General features: G+C 69.4%; 19 protein-coding genes and 1 riboswitch. Of the genes, 10 read left to right on the top strand and 9 right to left on the bottom strand.

Annotated elements, in window-relative coordinates; all coding sequences use genetic code 11:
* Positions 1-53: 53 nt before the first annotated feature.
* Together ACWDPV_RS23160 and ACWDPV_RS23155 are read right to left on the bottom strand one after the other, a co-directional pair.
* Positions 54-1,016 carry a C40 family peptidase gene (locus ACWDPV_RS23160; protein ID WP_348802596.1) on the bottom strand — a complete coding sequence of 321 codons (963 nt, stop codon included), beginning with the start codon at positions 1,014-1,016 and terminating at the stop codon, positions 54-56.
* A complete protein-coding gene (locus ACWDPV_RS23155; protein ID WP_348802594.1) occupies positions 1,016-1,414 on the bottom strand; it encodes a type VII secretion target in 399 nt (132 codons plus the stop codon). Before ACWDPV_RS23155 ends, ACWDPV_RS23160 begins: the two co-directional genes overlap by 1 nt.
* Positions 1,415-1,521: 107 nt before the next feature.
* On the opposite strand from ACWDPV_RS23155, the gene upp reads away from it, so the two are divergent.
* On the top strand, positions 1,522-2,145 hold the full coding sequence (gene upp, locus ACWDPV_RS23150; protein ID WP_348802593.1) for a uracil phosphoribosyltransferase: 624 nt from the start codon (positions 1,522-1,524) through the stop codon (positions 2,143-2,145).
* Between the two features lie 51 nt (positions 2,146-2,196).
* On the opposite strand, the gene ACWDPV_RS23145 is transcribed toward upp, so the two are convergent.
* The 3 genes from ACWDPV_RS23145 to ACWDPV_RS23135 form a co-directional block, all read right to left on the bottom strand.
* Complete coding sequence (locus ACWDPV_RS23145; protein WP_449744851.1) at positions 2,197-2,976, bottom strand: ABC transporter ATP-binding protein; 780 nt, start codon at positions 2,974-2,976, stop codon at positions 2,197-2,199.
* A gap of 89 nt (positions 2,977-3,065) precedes the next feature.
* Positions 3,066-3,719, bottom strand: a complete 654-nt coding sequence (locus tag ACWDPV_RS23140) for a hypothetical protein (protein ID WP_348808543.1) — start codon at positions 3,717-3,719, stop codon at positions 3,066-3,068.
* 71 nt (positions 3,720-3,790) lie between these two features.
* Positions 3,791-4,594, bottom strand: coding sequence for a purine-nucleoside phosphorylase (locus ACWDPV_RS23135; RefSeq protein ID WP_449744850.1), 804 nt, complete (start codon positions 4,592-4,594; stop codon positions 3,791-3,793).
* A gap of 160 nt (positions 4,595-4,754) precedes the next feature.
* On the opposite strand from ACWDPV_RS23135, the gene ACWDPV_RS23130 reads away from it, so the two are divergent.
* Both ACWDPV_RS23130 and ACWDPV_RS23125 read left to right on the top strand, forming a co-directional pair.
* Positions 4,755-5,462 carry an enoyl-CoA hydratase/isomerase family protein gene (locus tag ACWDPV_RS23130; RefSeq protein ID WP_449744849.1) on the top strand — a complete coding sequence of 236 codons (708 nt, stop codon included), beginning with the start codon at positions 4,755-4,757 and terminating at the stop codon, positions 5,460-5,462.
* Positions 5,463-5,511: 49 nt separating this feature from the next.
* Complete coding sequence (locus ACWDPV_RS23125) at positions 5,512-6,705, top strand: amidohydrolase (RefSeq protein ID WP_449744848.1); 1,194 nt, start codon at positions 5,512-5,514, stop codon at positions 6,703-6,705.
* A gap of 28 nt (positions 6,706-6,733) precedes the next feature.
* On the opposite strand, the gene ACWDPV_RS23120 is transcribed toward ACWDPV_RS23125, so the two are convergent.
* Entirely contained in the window at positions 6,734-7,219 is a 486-nt protein-coding gene (locus ACWDPV_RS23120) for a gamma-glutamylcyclotransferase (protein WP_348802586.1), read from the bottom strand.
* 235 nt (positions 7,220-7,454) lie between these two features.
* Between ACWDPV_RS23120 and ACWDPV_RS23115 the strand changes: the two genes are divergently transcribed.
* The 3 genes from ACWDPV_RS23115 (at position 7,455) to ACWDPV_RS23105 (ending at position 10,826) form a co-directional block, all read left to right on the top strand.
* A complete protein-coding gene (locus ACWDPV_RS23115; protein ID WP_348808539.1) occupies positions 7,455-8,858 on the top strand; it encodes an NAD(P)H-quinone dehydrogenase in 1,404 nt (467 codons plus the stop codon).
* 146 nt (positions 8,859-9,004) lie between these two features.
* A complete protein-coding gene (locus ACWDPV_RS23110) occupies positions 9,005-10,381 on the top strand; it encodes a hypothetical protein (RefSeq protein ID WP_449744847.1) in 1,377 nt (458 codons plus the stop codon).
* Positions 10,374-10,826 carry a hypothetical protein gene (locus ACWDPV_RS23105; RefSeq protein WP_348808537.1) on the top strand — a complete coding sequence of 151 codons (453 nt, stop codon included), beginning with the start codon at positions 10,374-10,376 and terminating at the stop codon, positions 10,824-10,826. The genes ACWDPV_RS23110 and ACWDPV_RS23105 overlap by 8 nt, the downstream gene beginning before the upstream one ends.
* 44 nt (positions 10,827-10,870) lie before the next feature.
* Here the strand turns inward: ACWDPV_RS23105 and glpK are convergent, their stop codons facing one another.
* On the bottom strand, positions 10,871-12,379 hold the full coding sequence (gene glpK, locus ACWDPV_RS23100) for a glycerol kinase GlpK (protein WP_449744846.1): 1,509 nt from the start codon (positions 12,377-12,379) through the stop codon (positions 10,871-10,873).
* Positions 12,380-12,447: 68 nt separating this feature from the next.
* Between glpK and glpD the strand changes: the two genes are divergently transcribed.
* Both glpD and ACWDPV_RS23090 read left to right on the top strand, forming a co-directional pair.
* Complete coding sequence (gene glpD / locus ACWDPV_RS23095; RefSeq protein ID WP_348808535.1) at positions 12,448-14,208, top strand: glycerol-3-phosphate dehydrogenase; 1,761 nt, start codon at positions 12,448-12,450, stop codon at positions 14,206-14,208.
* A 113-nt stretch (positions 14,209-14,321) separates the two neighbouring features.
* Positions 14,322-14,744: a pyridoxamine 5'-phosphate oxidase family protein gene (locus ACWDPV_RS23090; protein WP_449744866.1), complete on the top strand. Its 423-nt coding sequence runs from the start codon at positions 14,322-14,324 to the stop codon at positions 14,742-14,744.
* A gap of 10 nt (positions 14,745-14,754) precedes the next feature.
* On the opposite strand, the gene ACWDPV_RS23085 is transcribed toward ACWDPV_RS23090, so the two are convergent.
* Complete coding sequence (locus ACWDPV_RS23085) at positions 14,755-15,540, bottom strand: DNA-formamidopyrimidine glycosylase family protein (RefSeq protein ID WP_449744845.1); 786 nt, start codon at positions 15,538-15,540, stop codon at positions 14,755-14,757.
* The gene (locus ACWDPV_RS23080) at positions 15,527-20,188 is read right to left on the bottom strand and encodes an ATP-dependent helicase (protein WP_449744844.1); all 4,662 of its coding nucleotides are present in this window, start codon (positions 20,186-20,188) and stop codon (positions 15,527-15,529) included. Before ACWDPV_RS23080 ends, ACWDPV_RS23085 begins: the two co-directional genes overlap by 14 nt.
* Before the next feature lie 120 nt (positions 20,189-20,308).
* Positions 20,309-20,395, top strand: a riboswitch (cobalamin riboswitch).
* 61 nt (positions 20,396-20,456) lie between these two features.
* Between ACWDPV_RS23080 and ACWDPV_RS23075 the strand changes: the two genes are divergently transcribed.
* Both ACWDPV_RS23075 and ACWDPV_RS23070 read left to right on the top strand, forming a co-directional pair.
* Positions 20,457-20,678 carry a CbtB domain-containing protein gene (locus ACWDPV_RS23075; RefSeq protein ID WP_348802574.1) on the top strand — a complete coding sequence of 74 codons (222 nt, stop codon included), beginning with the start codon at positions 20,457-20,459 and terminating at the stop codon, positions 20,676-20,678.
* 25 nt (positions 20,679-20,703) lie between these two features.
* A complete protein-coding gene (locus ACWDPV_RS23070; protein ID WP_348808531.1) occupies positions 20,704-21,525 on the top strand; it encodes a CbtA family protein in 822 nt (273 codons plus the stop codon).
* The last annotated feature ends 69 nt before the right edge of the window (positions 21,526-21,594 follow it).

Below are 21,594 nucleotides of genomic sequence, written 5' to 3'. Positions count from 1 at the left end.
GACGAGTTGATGAACACCTCGGTGCACCGACGACGAGGACGTCATCGCGGGCATCACCGCGGCCGGAAGAAACCCTGGAATCCCTGCCCTGCGTTGCTGGTGCGCAGCGGTGACACCTGGACCGGATCGCCGGCTTCGACGAGTTGGTTGTTGCCGATGTACATCGCGACGTGCCCGTCCCACACGGCGAGGTCGCCGGGCAGCAGGTCGCCCTGCGCCACCGCGATCCCGGCGGTGTCCTGCTCCTGGGCCAGCCTCGGCAGCTCGAGTCCCGCCTGCCGGTAGGCCCATTGGGTGAGGCCGCTGCAATCGAATCCGCTCGGGTCGGTGCCGCCCCACACGTAGGGCACACCCTGCTGACTCAGCGCGGCCCGGACCGCGGTGGCGGCGCGTTCGTTCGGTGCGTACGCCACCGACCCGTCGGGAAGGGTGATCGCGACACCGCCGTGATCGGTGCCGGGACCGGCGGGCACCGAGGCCGGGGTGGGCAGCGATGCAGGCACACCGGCGGGGGCCTCGGTCTGCGCCGACGCCATCAATTCGCGGGTGTCGCCGGCGAGTTCGGCCCGGGTCCGGGCGACGACCGTCACGCCGCGTTCGATGTGGTCGAGGGCCACGGGCAGCAGCATCATGAGCCCGGCCGGGGTGAACAGCCCGTCACCCAGAGCCCGCGCCGCCGCGGCAAACGAGTCGAGCAGTCCGTTGAGTTCGGCGGCCGCCCGTTCGACACGGCCGGCCGCGGTCCCGGTGATGCGGACGATGTCGGCGGTGTCCTCCTCGATCGCCACGGTCGTGGTGGTGGCGCGTCGTGCGGCGGCGGTCGCCGCGGTCCCGCCCGCACCGTCCCATGCGGCCTCCACGTTCGACGCCGCGGCCATGGCCTCGTCCCGGATCGCGGCGAGATCGGGCGCCAACGCCGCGATCGCGGTCACCGGGTCGTTTCCGGGAAGGACACCGGTGCCCAGGGCGGGCATCAGCATGCGCAGGGGCGCGATCAACACATCGGCGGTCAGCATCAGAGTCGCACCCCGGTCATGTCGGCGGCAGTCATGTCGGCGGCGGGCATGGTGGGAGCGGGCATGGTGCGGGTCGGCATCGTGGGGCCCGGCACAGCGCCGGTCAGCACCGCGCCGGCCGTGTCGTCGGTGCTCGTGTACCCCGACGCCGCTGCCGAACTCTGAGCGGAGATGGCGAGGTGGGTCTCGGCGATGCGGCGCAGGCGGGTGCGTCGGACGTCGATCACCTGTCCGAGTGCGGCCAGGAAATCCGAACCGATCAGGCCGAAGGTCAGGGCCAGCGGCGTGAGGTCGGTGGCGGCGGTGTGCATCCCGAGGCGGGTGGCGGTGGTGGCCTCGTGGCCGGCGAAGGACTGCACGGCTGCGGGGGAGACGGAGAGTGGCGGAGTGGTGGTCATGCAGGGTTGGACGCGGCGAAACCCCCGACGGTTCCATCGTGGCCGGTATTGATGTGGACGATTTTCGTTGCCGGGCCCCGGCCAGGTGTGCGCACTATGGTTTGCTCATGGCTGTTCACATCGTCGATCACCCGCTCGCCGCGGCACGACTGACCACGATGCGCGACAAGACGACCGCCAATGCGGGTTTCCGGGCGGCATTGTCGGACCTGACGCAGATGCTCGTCTACGAGGCACTGGCCGACGCCCCGACGGTCGCCGAGACGATCGACACCCCGATCACCCGGTGCGCCGGGTCGCGACTTGCCAAGCCGCCGTTGTTCGTTCCGGTCCTGCGGGCGGGACTCGGCATGGTCGAACAGGCGCATGCGATGGTCCCGGAGGCGCTCGTCGGGTTTGTCGGCGTGGCCCGCGACGAGTCCACCGCCACCCCGGTGCCGTATCTGGAATCGTTGCCGGACGACCTGTCGGATCAGCCGGTGTTCGTGCTGGATCCGATGCTGGCCACCGGCGGATCGTTGCTGTACACGATCGAGTTGCTGGTGGCCCGCGGTGCCACCGACATCACCGCGCTGTGCGTGGTTGCCGCCCCCGAAGGTGTTGCGGCGCTGGAGAAGTCGGGTCATCCGATCCGGTTGTTCGTGGCCGCGGTGGACGAGGGTCTCAACGACGTCGCCTACATCGTTCCCGGCCTCGGCGACGCCGGGGATCGTCAGTTCGGCCCGCGCTGAGCAGATACCTGCTGAGCAGATACCTCAGGCGGCCACCGCCGAGCAGATATCTCAGGCGGCGACCGCCGACCAGCGCCCGCCGTGCCTGCGCACCGTCACCGGATGATCGAAGGCGGTACTGATGGCCGCCGACGTCAGCGTGTCGTCGACCTCGCCGGCCGCGATCGCCTCGCCCTCGCGCAGCAGCATCGCGTGGGTGGTGCTCGCCGGTAGATCCTCGAGGTGATGGGTGACCAGCACGCTCGCCAGATCCGGCACGTCGCCGCGGAGGCGATCGATCGCCGAGAGCAGTTTCTCCCGCGCGGCGAGGTCGAGGCCGGTGGCCGGCTCGTCGAGGAGCAGTAACGCCGGCTGCGGCATCAGCGCCCGTGCGATGAGGGTGCGTCCCCGTTCGCCCTGACTCATCACCGGCCACACCGAGTCGCGTCGCTCGGTCATCCCCAGCAGGTCCAACAGGTCGTCGGCGCGCCGGTGTTCGGCGTCGGTGTAATGGTGTCGGCGGTCGAGTTCGGGTGTGTTCGTCAATCCCGTCAGCACCACATCGTGCGCGCTGATCGGCACGTCGATGCGCCACCGCGGATCGACATGTCCGATGTGCGTGCGCAATTCGCGCATGTCGACGCGACCGAGCCGCTTGCCGAGCACGTCGACGACGCCGGTCGTCGGATGCGATCGGGCACCGAGGATGGCCATCAGGGTCGACTTCCCGGCGCCGTTCGGGCCGAGCAGCGCCCAATGCTGACCCGGGTGCACGGTCAGACTCACATCGTGCAACAGCGCACGCGAACTGCGGATCACATCGAGATGGCGGGCATCGAGAACCGGGGGCACCCGTTCAGTTCTAGACCCAGGGGTCTGCGGTTCTGGACCCAGGGGTCGGTGGTTCTGGACCCAGGGGTCGGCGGCGCGGACGGTCGGCGTCAGCTCGCCGCCCAGTATTCGAGCATCGGTTCGGTGGACTGCGTGACGCCACCGTCGGCGATGACCAGCGCGGACGGCGACACCGTGTAGGTCACCGATCCGTTGCGGGCGATGAAGGTGTTGCCCACATGCTGGGGGAACCCGACCTCGATCTCACCCGCGTCCGCGGCGCCCTTGTAGTAGTACCGCCCGGTCTGGTCACCCACCTGGCAGATCACCACCCGGGATCGGGCGGTGCGCCCGATCGCCACCGCCGGATCGTCGGCGGCATTACAGCGCGGGCCGGACAGGAAGCCCTGCCAGTCGGCCCCCGACACGGTCGGTGACGGGCGGGCCTGGGTGAGGGTGGTGGTCGTGGTGGTGGTCGACGTCGATCTTCCGCCGGGGACCTGCGTCACCCCGGGCGCGGTGGTCGTGGTGGTCGATGACGACGCGGCCGCCTCGTCGGAGCCGCCGCTGTTGTGCAGCAGCAGATAAGCGCCCACGCCTGCGCCGAGCACCACGACGACGCCGAGCACGATCGCCGCGATCACCAGGGGCGACGACCACGGCGACCGCGGCGGCGGGGGACCGTAGCCCTGCGGCGGCGGCGTCGGATATCCGTATCCGCCGGCGGGTGGGTACCCGCCGGAATTGTCGGGCGGATAGGTCATCGCATCCCCTTGCGTTCGGTCGGTGGTCCGTCGGGCGCTGATCCGTCACGGTCGGTGGGTACTCGCATAGGTCACAGGGTCCCGATGATGCTCGCCAGCAGTTCGCCCATGCGGGTGGCCGACGCGCGGCCCACCTCCAGCACCTCGGCATGGTCGAGCGGTTCACCGGTGATCCCGGCCGCCAGGTTGGTGACGAGTGACACCCCGAGGACCTCCAGCCCGGCCTCGCGGGCCGCGATCGTCTCGTGGACCGTCGACATGCCGACGAGGTCGGCGCCGAGGGTCCGCAGCATGCGGATCTCCGCGGGCGTCTCGTAGTGCGGGCCCGGCAGTCCCGCGTACACGCCCTCGGTCAACGTGGCGTCGACGCCGCGGGCGATCTCCCGCAGCCGCGGGGCGTAGACGTCGACCATGTTGACGAAACGCGCGCCGACCAGCGGGGACCGGGCGGTCAGGTTCAGATGGTCGGAGATCAGCACGGGTTGACCGACGCTCATGCCCTCGCGGAGCCCGCCGGCGGCGTTGGTCAGGATCACCGTGTGCACCCCGGCCGCCGCCGCGGTGCGGATCGGATGCACCACCCGGGCCAGATCGTGTCCCTCGTAGGCGTGCGTGCGGCCGAGCATGATCAGCACCCGCCGGTCGCCGATGTGCACCGATCGGATGGTGCCACCGTGACCGGCGGCCGAGGGGGCGAGGAATCCCGGGACATCCGACATCGCCACGGTCGCGATCGGTGTGCCGAAGGCGTCCGCGGCCGGCGCCCACCCCGAACCCAGGATCACCGCGATATCATGTGCGGCACAATCGGTTTCGGCAGAAATCGTGGCGGCGGCGGCGATCGCCGCGGCGTCCGCGTCGACGGTGGGATCCATGCCGCCAACCCTAGTGGCCCGAGCCGACGATCTCATACGACGACGCGCACGGGCGGCGAGATCGTCGTCGATGTGCGCGGCAACGATGGATGAGTGGTTGCGGGGACCCCGGCGTCGACGGCGCCGAAGATCGCCTGGCCTCAGGCGATAAGGTCTCTGCATGCCATTTCTGAGCGAACAGCCCACCGCCGCCGGCGTCGCGGAACTCTTCCTGGGCACCCCGGGTGTCGAACTCGACGAGGCGAATCCGGAGAACCGTTTCCGCCTCGAGTGGATCGACACCGTCACCTCGCTGCTCGACGGGGCGGTCTCCGGTGGGGCGAAGGCCGTGGTGATCACCGCGACCGGCAAGTTCTTCACCAACGGCCTCGACACCGACTACATCGCCACCAACGCCGCTGACCTCCCGGCCTACCTGGACCGGGTCCATGCGCTCTACCGCACGGTGCTGACCCTGCCGGTGCCGGTGATCGCGGCCGTCAACGGTCACGCCTTCGGAGCCGGGGCGATGCTGGCGCTCTGCGCCGATCACCTGGTGATGCGCACCGAACGTGGTTTCTGGTCGCTGCCCGAGGCGGCCCTGGGCATGCCGTTCACCAAGGGGATGGCCTCGTTGGTCCGCACCCGGCTGACCGATCGGGCCGCCACCGAGGCGATGCTCACCTCACGTCGTTACGGCGCCGACGACGCGGTGGCCGCCGGTATCGTCGACGAGGCGGTGCCGGCCACCGACCTGCTCCGACGGGCCGCCGAGGTGGCCGCAGCACGCGCTCCGCTGGCCGGCCCGACGCAGACACTGATCAAGCAGGGACTGCGGCAGCCGTTACTCGCCGACCTGGCCGTACCCACCCCGCCGTCGCTGCTGTGATCGGCCCACGATGAGCGGGAATCTCCGACCAGCGGAAGGAACAGTGGCGGTGACACAGGCGGGCATCGGTGACCCATCCGGCGGCGTGATCGACGCCTGGCTGGCGGCGCACCGCGATCGGCTCATCGGGTGGCGGCGGCGGATCCACGCGACTCCGGAACTCTCGCGGCAGGAGGTCGCCACCACCGAACTGGTGATGACCGAACTGGCCACCCTCGGGCTGTCGCCGCGTCGACTGCCGCTGGGCACCGGCGTGGTCTGTGATCTGGGGCCCGCCACCGGGCCGCGGCTGGCGTTGCGCGCGGACATGGATGCCCTGCCGATCACCGAGCACACCGGTCTGCCCTTCAGCTCCACCACCGACGGCGTCTCGCATTCCTGCGGTCACGATGCGCACACGGCGATCCTGTTGGGTACCGCCGCGGTGCTCGCCTCGGCGCCTGCCCTGCCCGTCGGGGTGCGACTGATCTTCCAGCCCGCCGAGGAGGTGATGCCCGGCGGCGCGCTCGACGCGGTCGCGGCCGGGGTCACCGAAGGCGTGAGCCGCATCTTCGCGCTGCACTGCGACCCGCGGCTGCCCGTCGGCTCGGTGGGACTGCGGGAGGGGGCGCTCACCTCGGCCGCCGACCACATCGAACTACAGTTGCGCTCACCCGGCGGACACACCTCGAGACCGCATCTCACCGGGGATCTGGTGTACGCGATGGGGACCGTCATCACCGGACTGCCCGGAATCCTCTCGCGGCGGATCGATCCGCGGTCGGGGACCGTGATGGCGTGGGGGGCGGCGCACGCCGGCAACGCACCCAACGCGATCCCGCAGGAAGGGCAACTGCGGGGAACCGTGCGCACCGGTGAACATCTCACCTGGGCGGAGATGGAACCGTTGGTGCGCAGCGTCGTCGGTGAACTCCTGGCGCCGCTGGGGGTGTCCTACGACCTGTCCTACTTCCGGGGTGTCCCACCGGTGGTCAACGACGCGACAGCGATCGAGATGCTGACCCGGTCGGTCGCGGCCATCGGCGAGGATGCCGTGGCCGACACCCCGCAGTCGCCCGGCGGGGAGGACTTCTCCTGGTATCTCGAGCAGGTGCCCGGGGCGATGGGACGCCTGGGCGTGTGGAGCGGTTTCGGCCCACAGGTCGATCTGCACAGCCCCAACTTCGACATCGACGAGCGCGCCCTGGACGTGGGTGTACGGGCGCTGGCCGGGGTGATCTTCGGCGTCGATTCCGGGGGCTGAGCCCTCGGCCGATTCGGCCCCGCGCCGCTCAGGCTTCCGCGGCGCCCGGGCCGGGACCGACGTTGCGCGACTCGCGCAGACGGAGATCCTGCACGTATTCAGCAGGCGCACCGGCGATTTCGGCCGCCTCGGCCATCACGCCCAGGTAGCGCGCAGAGGGGAGTCCGCCCTCGTAGGCGTCGAGGACGTACAGCCAGGCCAGCACACCGTCACCGCCGTCGGTGTCGACGCGGGCGCGGATCTTGCGGTGGATACCGAGCTCGGAGCCCTCCCACCGATCGAGGTTGTCCTCGTCCTCGGTGGGGACGTCATAGAGCACCACGAACACCTTGGCGTCCGGGTCGTCGCGGTCCTCGGTGACGGTGGCCAGTGATCCTTCCCACCCGATGTCACCGCCGGCGAAGGTCAGTCGCCACCCGTGCAGCCACCCGGTCCCCGACATCGGCGAATGCGGCGCGCGCTCCGCCATCTGTTCGGGATGCATGTTGCTGCCGTAAGCCGCGTAGATGGGCATAGTCGCCTCTGACCTGCACTTTCCCGTCGGGATGGGCCCGACCTCATCGTTTTGCGCACCGCGTGGCCCTCGGTGGCCACGATGATCGTATTACGCGGACGCCGATCGCACGACGCTCACGAACACACCCCACCCGGCCCCACGGGTCGCCCGCGCGGCGGTCCGCCGGTCCGATGGCCTAGGTTGGTGAGCGGAGAAATCGCATGCCCGGCGCACCCGCGGAGGAGACACACCAGTGACCAGGATCGTGATCATCGGCGGAGGTCCGGCGGGCTACGAGGCGGCGCAGGCCGCCGCGGCCTATGGCGCCGACATCACCCTGATCGACTCCGACGGCATCGGTGGGGCGTGTGTGCTCTGGGACTGTGTCCCCTCCAAGACGTTCATCGCCTCGACCGGTATCCGCACCGAGGTGCGTCGTGCCGCCGATCTGGGTATCAACATCCGCACCGACGACACGCTGGTGACGCTCCCGCAGATTCATCAGCGCGTCCGCGACCTGGCGTTCGCGCAGTCCGCCGACATCCGATCGCGACTGGTCAGCGAGGGCGTCAAGCTGGTGTCCGGGCACGCGGCACTCGACCAGACCCAGGTCGGGGTGTCCACCCACGGCGTCACGGCGACCCTGCCGGACGGGTCCACCGAACACTTCGAGGGTGATGTGGTGCTGATCGCCACCGGCGCCTCACCCCGGGTACTGCCCGACGCGCAGCCCGACGGCGAACGCATCCTCACCTGGCGTCAGCTCTACGACCTCGAGACCCTGCCCGAGCACCTGGTGGTGATCGGATCCGGTGTGACCGGTGCGGAGTTCGTCCACGCCTACACCGAACTCGGCGTCAAGGTCACGCTGGTGTCCAGTCGCGATCGCGTCCTTCCCCACGAGGACGAGGACGCCGCCCTCGTGCTCGAGGAGGCGCTCGCCGAGCGTGGTGTGGAGCTGGTCAAACACGCCCGGGCGGATCGGGTCGTGCGGACCGGCAACACGGTGACCGCACACCTCGCCGACGGCCGGACCGTGACCGGCTCGCATGTGCTGATGACGGTGGGATCGGTGCCCAACACCGACAACCTGGGGTTGAGTGGTGCCGGCGTGGACACCCACCGTGGCGGATACATCACCGTCGACCGCGTCTCGCGGACCTCGGTCGCCGGAATCTACGCCGCCGGCGACTGCACCGGACTGTTCCCGCTGGCCTCGGTGGCCGCGATGCAGGGCCGGATCGCGATGTATCACGCCCTCGGCGAGGGCGTCAGCCCGATCAAGCTGAAAACCGTTGCGTCCGCGATCTTCACCCGTCCGGAGATCGCCACGGTCGGGGTGTCGCAGAACGCGATCGACTCCGGTGAGTACCCGGCCCGCACGGTGATGCTGCCGCTGGCGACCAATCCGCGCGCCAAGATGAGCGGCCTACGACGCGGCTTCGTCAAGATCTTCTGCCGACCGGCGACCGGTGTGGTGATCGGCGGCGTGGTGGTTGCGCCGACGGCGTCGGAGCTGATCCTGCCGATCGCGGTCGCGGTGCAGAACAAGCTGACGGTGTCCGATCTGGCCCAGACCTTTTCGGTGTATCCGTCGCTGTCCGGGTCGGTCACCGAGGCGGCCCGCCAGCTCGTGCGCCACGACGACCTCGACTGACCGGGCGGGCCGGTCGAGGCGGACCGATCCCCGATCCACAACCGAACGCCGGGCACGCCGCGACGGCACGCACGGCGATAGAGTGCGTGCACGGGTGCCGGACCGTTCGCGTCCTGCACCGGCGACGATCCCGGGGGGCGACAGCGATGACATCTGGGCGGGGTGAGCGGCCCACCGCCGGCGCGGAGCATTGCCGTCCCGGTGCGCAGACCCCGTGGGGATCGATGAGCATCGGCGAGATTCTGCACATCCTCACCACGATGAGCGAGAGTTCGGCCCGCGGTGACGCCGAAGCCGTGACCATCGCCATCGCCACCATCGCGGGCATCGCGGATGCTCTCGCGGGCGCCTTCGACAACGTCGGTGTGCTGCGGGGCCGGGCCGCCGAGGGTGCCGTCGACGCCGCGGATCGTCTGGTGGCCGAGATCCGCGCGACCGCCGAGGGTGCTGCGACCAGCGCCGCGGCCATCGGTGCCGCCGCCGGAGTCCTCGGCGCCACCCGGGCGCAGGAGCCGGTCCTGGTCGAGCATCAGCGTCGACTGCAGGAGCATCCCGAGGACGCGGCGACCGTGCGCGCGCTGGTCACCCGGCTGATGACCGGCAGCTACAGTTCTCCGATGCTCGAGGCGGCCGACGCGTTGCCCGAGGTCACGAGTGTGGAGAAGGACAACTTCCACTCCGGTGGGGTTGCCGGTGGCACGACGACGGGTGCCGGCTCCACCTCCGGCCCGGCCGGGGGTGGCCAGTCGGGCGCCATCGCCGACATCGACGGCGCGGATCCGTCGGCACCCGGCGGGGTCATCGAACTCTCTCCGACGACCACCGACCCGGACACCGCGACACCGGCCGCCCCGGCGACCGGGACCACCCCGGTGACGACGTCGACCACCACCGGGTCCCCGTCGGCCGATGACGGGGAGGATCCGTCCACCCTGACCCGTGGCGGGCTAGGCGACCCGGTCGGCGTCGGCGGCGGGGCCGGTGCACCCGGCGGGCGAACCACCGGATCGGGTGAGGGCGGCGGCGGGCGCGGGTCGAATCCGGTCGGTCCGGTCGGCGGCGCGCCGTCCGGGGTGCCGAGCGTGGTGCCCCCGTTCCTCGCTGCCGGTTCCGCGGGGCCGGTGGCCTCCGCTGCGCCCGCCGGGTCGGGCGCCCCGTCGTCGGGTCCGGGATTGCGTGGTACCCCGCCCGGTACCGGCCCGGGCGCGGCGCCGACGGGTCGCGATCGCGACACCCGGCACCGGCCCGCCCCCTACCTGCATCACGGCGAGCACGGCCGCGACATCGTCGGAGATCTGCCGCTCGTCGGACCGCCGGTCATCGGCGACTGGACTCCGCAGGCCTATCCCGCGACCGCGGATCCGGGCGGTTCGTCGGCGGCCACCGTGCCCGTCAGCGATCGCGAACCGGTGGGCGCCGCCGGCTCGGCGGGCGATGCGGTTCCCGTCGACTCCGCGGCAGGCGGTGGTGACGGTGATGCCGTCCCGCCGACGCGAGCCGGGGGCGCCGATCGCGATGGCTGAGAACATGATTCGCGGTCGGCTGGCACGACTTCCGGGTGCGGCGGTAGCGGAGCTCGTCGCCCGGGTAGGTGCCGCCGACATCGACGACTGCCTGCGAATGCTGGTGATCTCGGCGATCGACGTCACCGAGGCCAATGCCGATGCCGTTGTCCGGGAGGCCCTTTCGCAGTGGCGGGAGGAGGGTCGGGTGTCGCCGGCGACGCGTTCACGCTTGGTCGCGGCGCTGACCCGTCGTGACATCGACGCCGCCGTCGCGCACCGGTCCGGTGACATCGCCATGCAGCGAGCGGCATTCGTGCGGGCCCGGGCGGTGCATGCGCTGAGCATCGCCGTCGATCCCGACGTCGATGCCGCCGAGCGACTCTCCGAAGCGGCCTACGAGGCAGCGATCGCGATGGGCGGGACCGCGGGCGTCGTCGCGGTCCTCGTCGAATTCGTGGTGTGACCGGCTGGAGCTCGATCGCGCCCGATCGTCCTCGACCGGCCGGGTCAGGCCAACCCGAAACTGTGCTCCACAGCGCGATTCCACTCCCGGTACAGGCGGTCGCGCTCGTCGGTGTCCATCGCGGGTGTCCACCGGGTGTGTTCGGCCCAATTCTGCCGGATCTCGTCCTCGTCGTCCCAGTAGCCGACGGCCAGTCCGGCCGCGTATGCCGCGCCGAGGGCGGTGGTCTCGTTGACCACCGGCCGCACCACCGGCACATCGAGGATATCGGCCTGGAACTGCATCAAGAGATTGTTGACCACCATGCCGCCGTCGACCTTGAGGGTCGACAGGGTGACACCGGAGTCGGCCTGCATCGCCTCGATCACCTCCCGGGTCTGAAAAGCGCTGGCCTCCAACGCGGCCCGGGCGATGTGCCCCTTGTTGGCGAAGCGGGTCAGGCCGGCGATGACGCCGCGGGCATCGGGTCGCCACCGCGGCGCGAACAACCCGGAGAAGGCGGGGACGAAGTACACGCCGCCGTTGTCGTCGACGCCGGCCGCGAGTTGCTCGACCTCACCGGCGGAGGAGAAGAGGCCGAGGTTGTCCCGCAGCCACTGCACCAGCGAACCGGTGACGGCGATCGAGCCCTCGAGGGCATAGTGCGGCGGTGCCTCACCGATGCGGTAACACACGGTGGTCAGCAGTCCGTGATCGGAGAACACCGCGTCGGTTCCGGTGTTGAGCAACAAGAAGTTCCCGGTGCCGTAGGTGTTCTTCGCCTCGCCGGGTGACAGGCACGCCTGGCCGAACGTCGCCGCCTGCTGATCGCCGAGGATGCCGGACAGGGGCACCCCGTGCAGGGTTCCCTGTTCGCGTAGCGTCCCGTACACCTGCGAGCTGCTGCGGATCTCGGGGAGTGCGTCGACGGGTATCCCCATCTCCGCGCAGATCTCCTCATCCCAGGACAGTGTCCGAAGATCCATCAGCATGGTGCGCGACGCGTTGGTGACGTCGGTGATGTGCAGGCCGCCGGACGCGCCTCCGGTGATGTTCCAGGCGATCCAGGAATCCATTGTGCCGAAACAGAGTTCGCCGGCCTCGGCACGTTCGGCAACGCCCTCCACATTGTCGAGCAGCCAGCGCATCTTGGGCCCGGCGAAGTAGGTCGACAGCGGTAGCCCGGTGCGGTCGCGGTACCGGTCGGCGCCGGCATCGCCGGCGAGCCGGTCGCACAGTTCGCCGGTGCGGGTGTCCTGCCAGACGATCGCGTTGTGCAGCGGTTCGCCGGTGGTGCGGTCCCAGGCCAGGGTGGTCTCCCGTTGATTGGTCAGTCCGCACGCGACGATGTCGTCGGAGGTCAGATCGGCCGACGCCAGTGCGGATGCCACGACGCGGCGGGTGTTGCGCCAGATCTCGGCGGCATCGTGTTCGACCCATCCGGCGCGGGGGAAGATCTGTCGGTGTTCGAGTTGTTCGGCGGCGATGACCTGTCCGCGGCGGTCGAAGACCATGGCCCGCGTCGACGTCGTTCCCTGATCGATGGCCGCGACGTATCCGGAAGCGCTATCCACGGGGGTCAGTGTCGCACGGTGCGGGTCGCAGACGGTGGGTTCCGCCGAGATCAATTACGCTGGCCGGTATGGACACCGAGCCGAATGAGACCGGATTCAACCCGGACCGACCAGCGGATATGGGTCCGCTGTATCGGGCCGAGGCCTGGAAACGACTCTCGAGTGAGCAATTCGACATCGTCGTCGTCGGCGGCGGTGTGGTGGGCGTCGGCGCCGCACTCGACGCGGCGACCCGCGGCCTGCGGGTGGCGCTGGTGGAGGCCCGCGACATCGCGTCGGGAACCTCGAGCCGATCGTCGAAGATGTTCCACGGTGGGCTGCGCTATCTCGAGCAACTCGAGTTCGGTCTGGTCCGCGAGGCTCTGCGCGAACGTGAACTGTCGCTGCGGCTGCTGGCCCCGCACCTTGTCAAACCCCTCCCGTTTCTCTACCCGCTGACCCAACGCATCTGGGAACGCCCGTATGTGGCCGCCGGAATCTTCCTCTACGACCGTATGGGCGGCGCGAAATCGGTTCCCGGACAACAGCATGTGACCCGTTCCGGGGCGCTGCGGGTGGCCCCGGCGCTCAAGCGGGATTCGTTGATCGGCGGCATCCGCTACTACGACACCGTTGTCGACGACGCCCGGCACAGCCTGACCGTGGCGCGCACCGCAGCCAACTACGGCGCGGTGATCCGCACCTCGACGCAGGTGGTCGGATTCCTCCGGGAGGCCGACCGGGTGATGGGCGTCAAGGTCCGCGACACCGAGAACGGTGAGACCGCCGAGGTCCGGGCGCACTGCGTGATCAACGCCGCCGGCGTGTGGACCGACGAGGTACAGGCGCTGTCGCATCAGCGTGGCCACTTCCGGGTACGGGCGTCCAAGGGTGTGCACATCGTGGTGCCCCGTGACCGCATCGTCAGCGAGACCGCGATCATCCTGCGCACCGAGAAGTCGGTGCTCTTCGTCATCCCGTGGGAGACGCACTGGATCATCGGCACCACCGACACCGACTGGAATCTCGATCTGGCTCATCCGGCCGCGACGCGGGCCGACATCGATTACATCCTCGAGCATGTGAACACGGTGCTGGTCACCAAACTCACCCACGACGACATCGAGGGGGTGTACGCCGGTCTGCGGCCGCTGCTGGCCGGGGAGGACGAGGCGACCTCGAAGCTCTCACGGGAACATGCGGTCGCGCGGGTGGCGCCCGGACTGGTGTCGATCGCCGGCGGCAAGTACACCACCTATCGGGTGATGGCCGCCGACGCCGTCGACGCCTGCGATGACTTCATCCCGACCCGGGTGGCCCCGTCGATCACCGAGCGGGTGCCGCTGATCGGCGCCGACGGGTACTTCGCGCTGATCAATCAGTGCGAGCACCTCGGCAAGCGGTTCGGCTTGCATCCCTACCGGGTTCGACGACTGCTCAACCGGTACGGCTCGCTCATCGACGACGTGCTGTACTACGCCGACGCCGATCCGTCGTTGCTGCGCCCGCTGGCCGCCGCCCCGCAGTATCTGCGGGTGGAGATCGTCTACGCGGCGATCGACGAGGCGGCCCTGCATCTCGAGGACGTGCTGGCCCGGCGGACCCGGATCTCCATCGAGTACTCCCATCGTGGTGTGGGCTGTGCGCAGGAGGTCGCCGAGTTGCTGGCGCCGGTGCTCGGCTGGGACGACGAGCGGATCGCCTTCGAGGTGGAGACCTACAACGCCCGGGTGGCCGCCGAGGTGGCGTCGCAGCAGCAACCCGACGACTCGTCGGCCGACGCATTACGCGCCGCCGCGCCCGAGTCGCGCGCCGAGATCCTCGAACCGGTGCCGGTGCCCCAGACGTGAGGTGACATGCCGTGGACGGTGCGGACACGGCTTTAAGAGTTTCGGCAGGACCTTTGGCTCTGGGACCGGTAACGTCGAGGATGCGACGATGAGGTATGGGAAAAGGACAGGTCATGGTGGACAACCCGATTCAGGAACTTCCCGCTGACGAGGCCTGGAAGTTGCTCGGCTCGAAGCAACTCGGTCGCCTCGCGGTGAGCGTTGGTGGACAACCGGACATCTTCCCGGTGAACTATTACTCCGACGAGGGCCGTATTCTCTTCCGCTCCGCGGAGGGCACCAAGCTGTCCGAACTCGTCGTCAACGAGCATGTGGCCTTCGAGGTCGACGAGTACACCGACGACGGCGGGTGGAGTGTGGTGGCCAAGGGCGCCGCACGGGTGCTCGCGCGCGGCGACGAGATCGCCGAGGCCGACACCCTGCCGCTCACACCGTGGGTTCCCACCATCAAGTACAACTACGTCGAGATCAGTGTCGGCGACATCACTGCCCGGCGTTTCGAATTCGGACCGGAGCCGGAGCGCTACCCGGTGTAGGGCGTGTCTCTCACGTCTGGCACCGCGGGCACCAGTAGATGACGCGGTCCTCGGTGTCGGTCGCGAGAAACCCCCTCTCGATGGGTGTGGCGCATCGACGGCACAGTCGTCCGCGTCGGCCATAGACCCACACACGCGCACCACCCCGGGTGTCACCGGTGGTGGTGCGCGCCGTTCTGAGCCGATTGGCCCACAACATCCGATGCGCCAGATCGACCATCGGTGCAACGTCGACATCTGTGACCGGGGTGCCCGGTAGCACCCCACGCAGGAAGCACAATTCGCTGCGGTACTCGTTGCCGACGCCGGCCATCAGTCGCTGATCGAGCAGGGCGTCGCCGATCGCGCGGTCCGGGTCGCTCTCGATCCGGCGCACCGCCTCGGCGGCATCCCAGTCCTCGCCCAGCAGATCGGGCCCCAGGTAGCCCAGTGCAGTGTCGGGGTCGTCGAGCAATTCCAGGATTCCCAGGGCGAATCCGACCGCCTCGTGCGCTGCGGTGCGCAGGATGATGCGCGCCTGATGCGCCGGGCGGCGCCAGCGTGTGCCGAGCGGTGCGACAATCCAGATCCCCTCCATCTTCAGATGCGAGTGGATGCTCACCTGTTGGCCGCCCTCGGGGTCGGTCACATCGATCAGCAGGTGCTTGCCGCGCGACCGTACCGATGTGACGGTGTGGCCGCTCAGATCGACGGTGGCCAGCGAGGGAACCCGAAAATCGCTGTGGGTCAACATCTTTCCGGCCAATCCGCGCCGTAGTCGGTCGGCGGCGCGGAAGACGGTGTCACCCTCGGGCATGGGTGTGCCGCATCCGGAGTCCGCGGGGAGTGGTGGAGAACCCGGCGTCGACGAAGACGGCGGCGAGGTCCGATCGCAGGGCCTCGACGCCGTCGATCTGATCGATGGACAGCCGTGCGACCCGACCGGTGCCGACCGCCTCGGCCAGTGCGCCGGCGGCGACCCGCACGGCCTGGCCGGAATCACCGAAGGTGAGCACCGTCTTGCCGCCCCGCTCGACGAAGGCCGCGAGCCGGCCGTCCACCAGCACCACCAGGGCGCCCGGCTTGCGGCCCGGGCGATGGCCGGATCGGTTCTCGCCGTCGGGCCGGGATGGCCACTCCAGTGCTGCGCCAAACGGATTGGCGGGATCGGTGGCGGCGATCACCACGGCGGTGCCGCGGTTACGACGGGAGTCCTCGCCCGGTTCGAGGGCATGCCGGCGGAGATCGTCGACGACGGCGGGGGCGGCGAACTGGGCGCCGCCGAGCCCGTCGACGTAGTAGCCACGCCGAACCTGTCCGCTGTCCTCGAAGACGTTGAGGGCCTTGTAGATCCGGGAGAACCCGCCGATGATGCCCTCGGCGACGACCGGTCCGCGCGTCACCACGCCGTAGCGGGTGAGCAGTTGGTCGCAGGTCACCTGGGTGCGTAGCGTCGAATCCGAGATGAGGGCGGAGCGGGAGAACCACCGTCCGGCGAGCTGTGGTGGGGTGGCCGGCGTACCCACCGTGGAGATCAGGTGGCGTGTGGTCAGCCGCGACGGCCGCAGGCGGGGCGCGCGGGCCCGCGTGCGGTGGGCCGGGGTCGCGGCGGAGCGGGAACCCGACGCCCGGCGCGGCATGAGCAGTGCCCGAATCGGTGCGAAGGAATCGTTGGACACCCGACCCGACCAGACGAGGTCCCAGAGCGCGGCCTCCACCTCGGCGCCGCCGACCCCGGGACGCTCCGACCCGGCGTCGGGTGCTGCGTCGAGGATCTGTGCGTAGCGCAGGCCACCGCCGCCGGCCAGCCGGTCGATCACCAGGCGGTGTGCGTCGGTCACATCGATCTCGTCGGGTTCACCGAGGATGACCTCGGCGAGATCGTTGGGACACAGGCGAATCCAGCCGTCGGAGCCGCCGATGCGTCCGGCACCCGACCAGGTGACCTCACCGGAGGACAGCAGTTCGTCGAGCATCGCGGGGGAGTAGTCGGTGACGCGGGCCGGCAGGATCAACGATTCCCACGCGGAGGCGGGCAGTGGATAACCGGCCAACTGATCGATCACCACGGCGACGCCGTCGATGCCGGACAGTCGGTCGTCGGTGGGGGTGACGTGTTGCCAGGACAACAGGAAACGGGTGAGGGTGGCCGGATCGACCGGCGCGACCTCGGCGCGGCCGGCGGCCAGGGATCCGCGCCGGATCTGACCGAGGACCTCGCTGTGACACCACTGGGTCCCCGTTTGATCGGGAAGGAAATCGCCCTCGATGATCTTGCGGTCGCCGGCCAGGCGGATCAGGGTGTCGCGGACGACGGCCGCTCCCAGTCCCAGGGAGTCGGCGGCCTGTTCGACGGTGAAGGGACCGTGGGTGCGGGCGTAGCGGTGGACGACATCGCCCAGGGGGTCGGCGACCGCCTCCAGAAAGGCCGCGGGCACGCCCATCGGAGCAGGGACGCCCAGCGCATCACGTAGTCGAGCGGTGTCCTCGATCGCCGCCCACAGCGGTCGACCGCGGTGACTGATCGAGATGATCGCACCGTCGCGGTGGAGTGCGGCGAGAACCGTTGCTGCGGAAGTGTTCTGGTCCTCCGGATCGCCCCGGTATCGGGTGGCCACCTCGTCGGTGGTCAGTGGCCCGAGCCAGCGCAACAGGTCCACGACATCCTCGGCGTCACGCGCGGCGCGCGCCGGGTCGGTGCGTTGCAGGCGTGCGGTGACCTCGGCGATGACCGCGGGATCGAGGAGTTCACGCAGGTCGACCCGGCCGAGGAGTTGCGCGAGCAACGCGGTGTCGAGGGACAGGGCCGCCGCCCGGCGTTCGGCCAGCGGGGCGTCGTCGTTGTACATGAACGCCCCGACGTAGCCGAAGAGCAACGACGCCGCGAACGGCGACGGGGCCTCGGTCTCGGTCTCGACGAGCCGGATGCGACGAGTGCCGATGCCGCGTAACAACTCCGTCAGCGCGGGCAGGTCGTAGACGTCCTGCAGGCATTCCCGGACCGCCTCCAGGACGATCGGGAAGTCGGGGAATTGCGAAGCGACGGCAAGTAATTGGGCGCTGCGCTGGCGTTGTTGCCACAGCGGTGCGCGACGGCCCGGATCGCGCCGGGGCAGCAGCAGGGCTCGGGCCGCACATTCGCGGAAACGGGAGGCGAACATCGACGAGTCTGCCAGTGCATCGGTGACGAGTTGCTCGATGTCGTCGGGGGAGATGGTGAACACCGCGGCGCCCGGTGGGGTGTCGTCGGTGTCGGGCAGGCGCACGATGATGCCGTCGTCGGAGGCGGTGACGGCGCCGTCGAGCCCGAGGGAGGTCTTGAGCTGTGCCGAGATCGCCGACGCCCACGGGGCGTGTACCCGTAACCCGTAGGGGGAGTGCAGGATCACGCGCCAATCGCCGAGTTCATCACGGAATCGTTCGACCACCAAGGTGCGATCGCTGGGCAGGTATCCGGTGGCGTCGCGCTGTTCGGCGATGAGTGCGGCGAGATTGTCGCGGGCGAAGGTGGTCAGACCGAGTTCGGTTGCGCGACGATCGAGTTCGGCGTCATTGGCGATCTCGGCGGTGAATCTGCCGATGGCCGCACCGAGTTCGGCGGGGCGGCCGACGGAGTCACCGATCCAGAACGGCAGACGTCCGGGCTGGCCGAAGGCGGGGGTGACCAGCACACGGTCGTGGGTGATGTCCTCGATGCGCCAGCTGGTGGCGCCGAGGGCGAAGACGTCGCCGACGCGGGATTCGTAGACCATTTCTTCGTCGAGTTCGCCGACGCGGCTGAGTTTTTCACCGACAAGGAACACACCGAACAACCCGCGGTCGGGAATCGTGCCGCCCGAGGTGACCGCGAGGCGTTGTGCCCCCCGCCGGCCGCTGAGCAGGTTGCGGTCCCGATCCCAGGTCACCCGAGGGCGGAGTTCGGCGAATTCGTCCGACGGGAACCGTCCGGAGATCAGGTCGAGCGTCGCCTCGTACACCGAGCGGGCGAGCTCGCGATACGGCGCGGCGCGGCGCACCACGTCGAACCAGGCATCAACGTCGAGGTCGTCGACGGCAGCGGCGGCGATGGTCTGCTGGGCCAGCACGTCGAGCGGGTTGATGGGGATGCGCAGTTCCTCGATCTCCCCGGCGCGCATCCGGGACACCGCGACGGTGCAGTGGATGAGGTCGGTGCGGTGTTTGGGGAACAGCACACCTTGGCTGATCTCGCCGACCTGATGGCCGGCACGCCCGATGCGTTGCAGGCCACTGGCCACCGACGGCGGCGCCTCAACCTGCACGACGAGATCCACCGACCCCATGTCGATGCCGAGCTCGAGGCTGCTGGTCGCCACGACGCACCGCAGCCGACCGGTCTTGAGGTCGTCCTCGATCTCGGCGCGCTGCTCCTTGCTGACGGATCCGTGGTGGGCGCGTGCCAGCACCGACGGAGCGCCGGTGGTGGCGCCGCTGCCCAGTACGAGGGCGGGGGCGCCACCACCGACCCGGGTGTTACGGGGTGGTTCGCGCACCGGGCTGTCGCCGGCGGCCCGGGTCTCGGCGATCTCGTTGAGCCGGGCGGTCAACCGTTCGGCGAGGCGGCGCGAATTCGCGAAGACGATGGTGGTGCGGTTGGCCTCGATGAGGTCGACGATCGCGGACTCGACGTAGGGCCACAGCGATCCCGCGGTCGGGGAGAAGGCGTCGTCGAGGTCGGCGTCCCCGGCGTCCGACGGCGGCGGGATGTTGGACATGTCCTCGACCGGCACATCGACCCGCAGATCGAAGGTCTTGGCGGCGGGCGGCCGCACGATGGTGGCGCCGGCCGCTCCGGTGAGGAAGTCGGCGACCACCTCCGGTGGCCGGACCGTCGCCGACAATCCGATGCGCTGGGCGGGCCGCTCGAGCAGCTCGTCGAGACGTTCCAGCGACAGGGCGAGGTGGGTGCCGCGTTTGGTTCCGGCCACCGCATGGACCTCGTCGACGATGACGGCCTCGACGCCGGTCAGCGTCTCCCGCGCCGACGACGTCAGCATCAGATACAGCGACTCGGGGGTGGTGATGAGGATGTCCGGCGGTGTGCGGACCAGCAAGCGGCGGGTGGCCGCCGGGGTATCACCCGAACGCAGGCCGACTGTGATCGCCGGTTCGGGTTCGCCGAGTTCCTGTGCGGCGCGGGTGATGCCGGTCAGCGGCGCCCGCAGATTGCGTTCCACGTCGACCGCGAGGGCCTTCAGTGGGGAGATGTAGAGCACCCGGGTGGTGCCTCGGGACCGTTCCGGCCGGGCGGCGAGGCGATCGAGGGCCCACAGGAAGGCCGACAGCGTCTTACCCGACCCGGTGGGCGCGATGACCAGTGTGTTGTCACCGTCGGCGATGGCCGACCACGCGCCGACCTGCGCCGGGGTGGGCTCGGCGAACGCGCCGCCGAACCACCGTCGGGTGGGAGCGGTGAAGCGGTGCAGAACCTCGGCCGGGGTGGGCATGAATCCATCATCCACGAGGGCACCGACAGTCGGCGGTGCCGACATCGCCGCAGGTGTGCTCGCAACATCAGGTCGTGACCCCGGGGCGATCCGGTATATGGTCATTTCAGACTTTGGACGGGAAACCCGGTGAAAGCCCGGGACGGTCGCGCCACTGTGAGCCGTATGCCGGGGACGCCTCCCCGGGATGGGGCGAGTCAGAACACCGCACAATGTCGAGCCCGACACCCCGTAGGGACGCGTCATCCCACGAAAGGACATCAGTTCGATGGTCGCAACAACTCATCACGGCAAGGGTCTGTCCCTTGCGGTTCCCAATCTTTCGGCTGCGTCGGCCGCACTGTGGCTGACCGCCACCGTCATCCTCGCCGCCATGGCGTACTACTTCATCGGCTACGACCAGGGCGCGTGGTCGGTGTTCGGCAGCGACACCCACATCCATGAGTTCGTCCACGACTCCCGGCACTTCCTCGGATTCCCCTGCCACTGATCCGAGATAAGGGAGACAACCGAACATGGAGAGAAAGTTCATCGGCGCGGGCGTGCTGTCAGGCCTGGTCGCCGGCATCGTCGCATATGTTTTCGCCCGGCTGTTCATTGAGCCGCAGGTCGCCAAGGCCATCGACTATGAGGACGGTCGGTCGCAGGCGCAGGAGGCACTCGAGGCCGCGCATGGTCACGCCGGCCACGAGCACGGTGCCGAGCTCTTCACCCGGTCCGTGCAGGAGAACATCGGCGCAGGCGTCGGCACCGTGATCTTCGCGGTGGCGATGGGCGCCTTTTTCGCGGTCGCGTTCACCATCCTGTGGACCTATCTGGGGCATCACTTCCCGGACACCGATCCCCGGTGGGCGTCGGCGGCCGTCGGCGTGCTGGGTTTCATCGCGTTCTTCGGAGTCCCGTTCTTCGCCTACCCGGCCAATCCGCCGGCAGTGGGTGACGACGACACCATCGGGGCACGATCGAGTGCCTACCTCACCATCACGATCGTCGCAGTGGTGGCGATGATTGCGGCCGTCGTCCTCGCATTGTGGCTGCGGCCCCGGTGGGGTGGCCTCGGCTCGGCCGTGGTTGCGGCGATCGGATTCCTGGTGGTGGTCACGATCGCGATCGCGTTGCTGCCGGAGTTCCACGAGGTTCCCGAACCGTTGATGAACGGTGATCGGATCGTGTTCCCCGGTTTCCCGAGCGCGGTCATCGGAGATTTCCGGGTGTACGCAATCGCCAATCAGGTGATCCTGTGGACCGTCCTGACCACGGCGTTCGCCGGCTTGCTGACGTGGATGAGTCGATCGTCGGCCAACCGATCGTCGGCCATGGCCGACGCGAACAGCTGATACGAAGACCGAAGACGAACCAGACCACGGCGAAGATGACGGCCACCACGACAGCCATGATAAGCAGGT

It is taken from the genome of Gordonia sp. NPDC003504 (genome assembly GCF_053587995.1).
The sequence above is the reverse complement of the archived record's forward strand: the minus strand, read 5'-3'. Positions and strand labels throughout refer to the sequence as shown.